This is a genomic window from uncultured Mucilaginibacter sp. (assembly GCF_937859865.1).
Taxonomy (GTDB): Bacteria; Bacteroidota; Bacteroidia; order Sphingobacteriales; family Sphingobacteriaceae; genus Mucilaginibacter_A.
The window spans coordinates 1-6,790 of sequence record NZ_CALMAT010000060.1 but is presented as its reverse complement, the minus strand read 5'-3'; the positions used below and the strand labels follow the sequence as shown (position 1 = coordinate 6,790).

Below are 6,790 nucleotides of genomic sequence, written 5' to 3'. Positions count from 1 at the left end.
TACATTTCTATTGATTGGCAAACTTTTATCAATATTTATTAATCGAACTCAGGTTTTTAATAATAGTAAGGGCTTGAGGCAAAAGCGGAACGTTAGAACGAATATCAGTTTTAGTGCGGTTTACTTTAATCCACTGCTCCCCGTCATGCCCTTTTACAATGCTGGCCAATGTTAACTTTTCCGTGTCCACAAACGCGTAGCCGGTATAGCAGCAAAAAAGAAATACATCTCTTACTTCTTCGAGCCGCTTAACTTTGAATTTCTTTTCAGACAGCCTTTGTATCTCTTCTGTTGATAAAGCTTCCCGGTTTACTTTTTTGGAAGTACATTTAAAACCGGCAAAAGGATCTGCTTTAAGCCACTGATGATTAACTGCTTTATTAATGATCTTTTTGACATTGGTAATATACCTCATGGTCGTATTATGATCAATTCCTACTTTGGTTTTTAAGTAGTGCTCAAAGCCACTTATAAAAGCATAATCCAGCTTCTCCAGGTAAAAATCTGGCTTCTGGTACTGATGTAGGATATAAGAGGCAATTTTGCCACGAACTGTATTATACTTGGTAAGCGTGGCCTTAACGACGTCGATCCCGACCAGTTCTTTCATCTGCTTGTTATGTTCATCGAATACTTCCAGCAGCATTCTTTTATTGACCGGATTACCGGTATAGCGGAGTTTTATTTCCTCTGCTGTTAAAAACTCACCACTACATTGCATATCGCGGTAAATTTGTGATAGGTCGTTAGTCGCCTCGTTGATCAGGTTATTAGTTGATCGGACATCTTCAGTGTTGCCTTTTAAATAGCCGGTTCTGGCGTCCCACTTCGCCCGGTTAACCTTTTTCTTTATGGAGATTTCGGCCCGTTTGCCTGCCACGGTTACCCTTGCATAAAGCGGCAGATAGCCGTTCGCATCTTCTTTTCTTTTGTCCGCCCAAATTAAAATTGAGAAGCTTTGCGTGTTTTTCATTCCAAATTAGATTTTAAGTTACCTGATCGCATGTTGGTTAGTTCATTTTGAACCGTTTTATGGCTAAACTTTGTCCTTCAAGTCTTTCAAAATCAATCTAATACAAGCTATTCGGTGACCTAAAACTAACGGATTTAAACAGGTCACCGAATGAATCATAAATGTTAGTCTGAAACGGGCATTTTTGGCATAAAAAAAACGCCTAAATCATCGATTTAAGCGTTTTTAAAGGTTTTTTGATACCCTTTTAGCGGAATGGACGGGACTCGAACCCGCGACCTCCTGCGTGACAGGCAGGTTTTTATAGTATTTTATGGTTTTTGTTACTATGAGAAAACATATCAAAAGTGCCTTTTTTATACTGTAAAAGCACTTTTTGTTTGCTGTACTTCTTTTTTATTTATCTTTGTTTTGCAGTGTTTGTGTAAACCACTGTGTAAACCAGAATAAAATGGCAACTGAATATACTACTGTTAATGTTATCCTTTACAAGTCTAAAACACTTTCCAATGGCGAACATCCTTTAATGGTCAGAGTTTCTAAAAACCGTGTTAGAAAATATATTTCTTTAGGTCTCTCTTGCCATCCTAAACACTGGGATACAAAAACCAACCTGCCTAAAAAAAGTCATCCCAAAAAAGAGGTGATAGAAAGTATCATTTCAAAAGCAGTTAGTACTTATAAAGATAAAGTTATCGATTTTAAACATGAAGGAAAAGATTTTACACCAGATGTTTTAATTGCTGTAGCTGGTAAGCAGGTAAAAAAGACAACAGTCTTCAAATATTTTGAAGCCCGAATCGAACGATTAAAGGCATCAAACCAAATAGGAAATGCCGACGTGTATCGGGATACCTATAACCAATTAAAAAGCTTTACCTTAGGAAAGGACATCACCTTTTCTCAGCTTGATTTTGATTTCTTACTAAAGTTTGAAACTTACTTCCGCTCAAAGGATCTATCTGATAATGCTATTTCTGTCAGATTTAGAACACTTAGAGCTCTTTTTAACTCAGCCATAGATGAAGGCTATACCAAAAAGGACAACTACCCTTTTGATAAGTTTAAAATTTCTGAACGGTTCAATACTAAAACTCAAAAAAGGGCAATTACCAAAATTGACATTAAACGTATTGAAGCACTAAAAATAAAAGAAGGTTCTACTGCTTTTGAAGCGCAGAAATACTTTGTTTTCAGTTATTACGGACAAGGAATCAATTTTGTAGATATGGCAGGATTGAAATGGAAGAATATATTAGGTGGACGTATATTTTACAAAAGAGCTAAAACGGGCAGTGAATTGAGCTTTTCTTTGAATAGGCCTGCTTTAGAGATTCTTGACTACTGGAAACCCTTTACACGAAAAACTGATGAAAGTTATGTTTTTCCAATCTTAAATGAGTTGATTCATAAAACAGCTACTCAAAAAAGCAACCGTGTACAAAAAGTACTAACTAGAGTTAATCGTGATTTAAAGTTAATGGGTAAAGAGTTAGGGATTGAAACACCGATAACCACCTATGTGGCTAGACATACTTTTGCAACCGTACTCAAGCAAAGCGGTGTAGCAACTGCTATAATTTCAGAAGCAATGGGACACCAGACAGAAGCCATTACCCAAACCTACTTGAAAAGCTTTGAAAACTCCATTATTGATGAGGCGATGGGACATCTACTTTAATCTGTTAGAATACTTGATTAATATTTATGCAAAATCTTACTAAATTTCTTACACGTATCCAAACATTCAACCTCAGCATTAGTACACAGGAACTATATTCTATGGACTTCCCCGCTAAAAAGTATGAACAAGAAGGATATGATATTACTTATGAAACTAACTATTATACATCATACACCTACAAAAGTGAACTGCGTGTATTAGGAGATATGGCATTGATTGATATTTTATCTTTAGACGAGCATCGCATTCGTTTACAGTTGATACAATTGAATAGAGTAAACGCTTTATTTAGGACGATTTGGGTAAACTACCATGAGCACTACCATGAATATAATGAGAGTTATGAATTATCCTATTTGTTTGATATAAGATTACACTCTTTGTTTATTGTCAACAACCTGAAATCGGCACGTGAGAACTTCGCTATTAGTCCCAAATTTGTTGAAGATCTAGGGGATTCATTAAAGTTAAGAGAAAAGGCGTTGAGGGAACTCATTGAGCAAGTTGAAGAACTACTTCCTGAATACTGGAGTGATCTAAAACAATTCCAAATGGAACAGGAAAAGCAAAGCCAAGAACAAAAAAGCCAACATGAGAAAAAAAATAACGAACAGAATTTGCAAGTAGCCGATGAGAAAGAAAACCAAAAACAGGAACAAAAAGCAGAAATGGAACCTCCCAAGGTTAAATTTATTAAAAGGTCGCCCATGTTTGCAGAAGGAGTAATAGCTCAGTTCTATAGTATTTTCAAGTCCTATTTTGCAGAAGAAGAACATTTATTATTATCCAACCTTTTGTTTAAAGATGAAGTCCCTTCACAACACTTAATTTTTAGAGGAAAAGGGAATCAATTAGCTGATGCTTTTCTTCAACTTTTCGAAGCTAATATGATTGTGGGATGCCAAAAAACTGATTTAGAAAAATGGATAGCACCTAAATTCCTTTATCTTTCAAAAAAAGGTAATACCAGTGAATTTACTGAAGGATATCTTAGTGGATTAATATCAACCAATTCTAAACCTTGTAAATCTCCAATTTTAAAAATTGAGCAACAAGGAAGATTTTTTGTGCTGCTGCCTGTACCTAAAAACAAAAAAAACAAATAAAAACGAGTAGGTAATAGTGAGGTTGTAGTTTACCTACTTGTAACCCTACAAAACAACCCACTACAATTGCAGCATTAAACAAAATTAATGCGCTATGGAAATTCCAACATTTGATCAATTACCCAATGCAGTAAGTAAGCTTTATGAGAGACTAATTATTATTGAGCAACTCTTACTAAATAAGCAAGAATCCGCGCCCGAGCAGGACGAAATTTTTTCTGTAGAAAAGGCAGCACAGTTTTTAAACCTATCCATTCCCACTGTTTATAGCAAGGTAAGCAGGAAAGAACTCCCAGTTAATAAACAAGGTAAGCGTTTATACTTCTACCGCTCTGAATTGGTAGAATGGATTAAAGCCGGTCGGAAAAAAACAGTTGCCGAATTACAGCAGGAAGCAACAGACCACTTGACTGATAGAAAGAAAAAACCGTCTTCTTTTTAATTGTCATTACATGGCTGAGAACAATTATTCTTCATCTGAGTCGATGCAGTACATCCGCATAGGCACGACGTATTACAAGACAGTCAAAAAACCTTTGTCCTCCGGCGACTTTATGACGATGCTGCTGCCTTGGTCATCGGAGTGCATCAAGCAGGATCATGGTAAGTCCTTTTTGTCAGAAATCCCGAAATACGACGGCTTTTGTTTTGTGCCGAGCCACCTGGATTACCAGCGCATCGTAGGTAACTTCTACAACCGGTACTATCCGTTTGGCCATGCTCCAAAAGAAGGAAAGCCGGAAAAGACTTTAGCCTACCTGGAACACATTTTTGGCGACCAGTTGGAATACGGGCTGGACTACCTGAAAATTTTGATTGAAAAGCCAACGCAGATCTTGCCCATCCTGTGCCTGGTCAGTTCTGAACGGAATACCGGCAAGACAACTTTCCTTAATCTGCTGAAAGCAATTTTTGGTGATAACATGACGATCAATACGAACGAGGACTTTCGTTCCAACTTCAATGCCGAGTGGGCACACAAAGTAATTATCGGCGTAGATGAAACGTTTCTGGAACGAAGGGAAGATTCGGAAAGATTGAAGAATTTAAGCACGGCAACTTTTTATAAAGCAGAAGCCAAAGGCCAGGACAGGCAGGAAATCGAGTTTTTCGGAAAGTTTATTCTGTGCAGCAACAACGAAGACAATTTTGTGCTGGTTGATCCGGGCGAAACGCGTTACTGGATACGCAAAATACCCGTACTATCAAAAGACAACCAGAACCTGCTATCCGAACTGAAAAAGGAAATTCCGTTTTTAATCTATTATCTCCAAGACCGGAAGCTTTCAACCCACAAGCAAAGCCGGATGTGGTTCACCACCCAGCAGATCGCAACGCCTGCCCTAAAAAAAGTAATCCGGCAGAACCGGAACAAGCTAGAAGCAGAGATTGCAGGTGTGCTGATGACGATTACCGACGAAAAAGAGCTGCAGGAAATTAAGTTTTGCGTTGGTGATGTGCAGGACTGGTTAAACCGGAAAGGGATGCGAAATCTTGATACGATTGCCATTCGCCGCATTTTGCAGAACAGCTGGAACCTCAAGCCAGCTGATAACTCGAATGCCTATACCCAGTATAAAATAGCAGGTGATGGAAGCATTTATGAGGCCATGCAAAAAGGCAGGTTCTATGTGCTGGATACAAAAACGGTCCTACAACTCAACGAATAACTGATGAATTTGATGACAGACTATCTAACTTATTAATAATAAGAAAGATACCGTCATCAAAGCTTCATCAAAAGTTCATCAAATAAAAAGGGCTGATGAAAGCAAACAGGCCTGTTTAAATTTTGATGACGGCTTTGATGCGGAATTGATGCCAGCTAAATAATTGACAAATAAAGCATTACAAGCTTTTTCATCAAATCAACGAAATGACAGCAGAAACTGACTAGCCAGCTTTTTTGTGTCATCAAAGGCGGAGAAAGAGTAGGAATAATCAGCAATAACCAATCAAAAAAAGAAACCAATAACAACCGAACCAATTTTATGAAAAATATAAATTGCAGAGAAGCCAGGCAAATCCCGATTGCTGACTACTTAAAAAAGCTGGGATTCAGTCCAGCCTATACCAGAGGCAATGACTTCTGGTACTGCTCACCATTGCGGGAAGAAAACCATGCTTCCTTTAAAGTTAATACCAAGCTAAATATCTGGTATGACCACGGGATAGGCGAAGGCGGGACAATGATTGATCTAGGCATTAAGTTACATGAGTGTTCCATAGAAGAACTGCTAAAAAAGCTGTCTAGCGATGAGCGTTCTTTTTCTTTTCACCAGCCTAAATTGATGAGTGATCTTAATTATCTAAATAACTTAAAGCAGGAAGAGGAAAGCAGAATCATCATTTACAAAGTAGCAGAACTAAAAAGCTCTGCGCTTACTGGTTATTTAGATCAACGAGGTATCAGCCAGGATACAGCAAAACGGTATTGCAAGGAAGTTAGCTTCACTATCAAAGACAAATCTTACCGCGCAATTGGTTTTGAAAACCGTTCAGGCGGGTACGAGTTGAGGAGCGGCTGGTTCAAAGGTTCGTCGTCTCCAAAAGATATTACATTTTTAAATAACGGCTCAAAATCGGTTTGCCTGGTGGAAGGATTTATAGACTTTCTTTCCCTACTGCAATTGAAAAAACAGGCGCATCTGGATACAAATTTTTTGATCCTAAACTCTGTAAACCTACTTTCAAAAAGCATTGACTTGCTTCAAAAGCACCAGGAAGTTTTCCTGTATTTGGATAACGATAAGGCCGGAAAAGAAACCGCTGAAAAACTCAAAAGATATGGGATCGAAAGCATCGATTCATCCGGTTTCTATCAAAGGTTTAAAGATATAAACGAGTACCTGGTAGCCCAGAAAGATAAGCTTATGACACCTTCTTTTTGCAGGAGATAAAGACGAAAAGCTAAAAATACACAAGCCGAATTTCTATTATGCTTACTGCTTTATTGAATCCAAAAGCCCTATCAAAAAGGCAGTAAAGCAGGCAGCACTGTAGGTGTTGTGGTATTGGAGCTTGCAG

General features: G+C 38.0%; 6 protein-coding genes and 1 tRNA gene. 5 read left to right on the top strand and 2 right to left on the bottom strand.

Annotated elements, in window-relative coordinates; all coding sequences use genetic code 11:
• Positions 1–28: 28 nt before the first annotated feature.
• Entirely contained in the window at positions 29–973 is a 945-nt protein-coding gene (locus tag Q0192_RS06485) for a site-specific integrase (RefSeq protein ID WP_299287860.1), read from the bottom strand.
• A 254-nt stretch (positions 974–1,227) separates the two neighbouring features.
• Positions 1,228–1,335: transfer RNA gene (locus Q0192_RS06480), tRNA-OTHER, on the bottom strand.
• Positions 1,336–1,424: 89 nt separating this feature from the next.
• Here Q0192_RS06480 and Q0192_RS06475 point away from each other — a divergent pair.
• The 5 genes from Q0192_RS06475 (at position 1,425) to Q0192_RS06455 (ending at position 6,663) form a co-directional block, all read left to right on the top strand.
• Positions 1,425–2,654: a site-specific integrase gene (locus Q0192_RS06475; RefSeq protein ID WP_299287857.1), complete on the top strand. Its 1,230-nt coding sequence runs from the start codon at positions 1,425–1,427 to the stop codon at positions 2,652–2,654.
• Between the two features lie 101 nt (positions 2,655–2,755).
• On the top strand, positions 2,756–3,763 hold the full coding sequence (locus Q0192_RS06470; RefSeq protein ID WP_299287854.1) for a hypothetical protein: 1,008 nt from the start codon (positions 2,756–2,758) through the stop codon (positions 3,761–3,763).
• A gap of 94 nt (positions 3,764–3,857) precedes the next feature.
• Positions 3,858–4,205, top strand: a complete 348-nt coding sequence (locus Q0192_RS06465) for a helix-turn-helix domain-containing protein (RefSeq protein ID WP_299287851.1) — start codon at positions 3,858–3,860, stop codon at positions 4,203–4,205.
• A 10-nt stretch (positions 4,206–4,215) separates the two neighbouring features.
• The gene (locus Q0192_RS06460) at positions 4,216–5,433 is read left to right on the top strand and encodes a primase-helicase family protein (protein ID WP_299287848.1); all 1,218 of its coding nucleotides are present in this window, start codon (positions 4,216–4,218) and stop codon (positions 5,431–5,433) included.
• 321 nt (positions 5,434–5,754) lie between these two features.
• A complete protein-coding gene (locus tag Q0192_RS06455; RefSeq protein ID WP_299287845.1) occupies positions 5,755–6,663 on the top strand; it encodes a toprim domain-containing protein in 909 nt (302 codons plus the stop codon).
• The last annotated feature ends 127 nt before the right edge of the window (positions 6,664–6,790 follow it).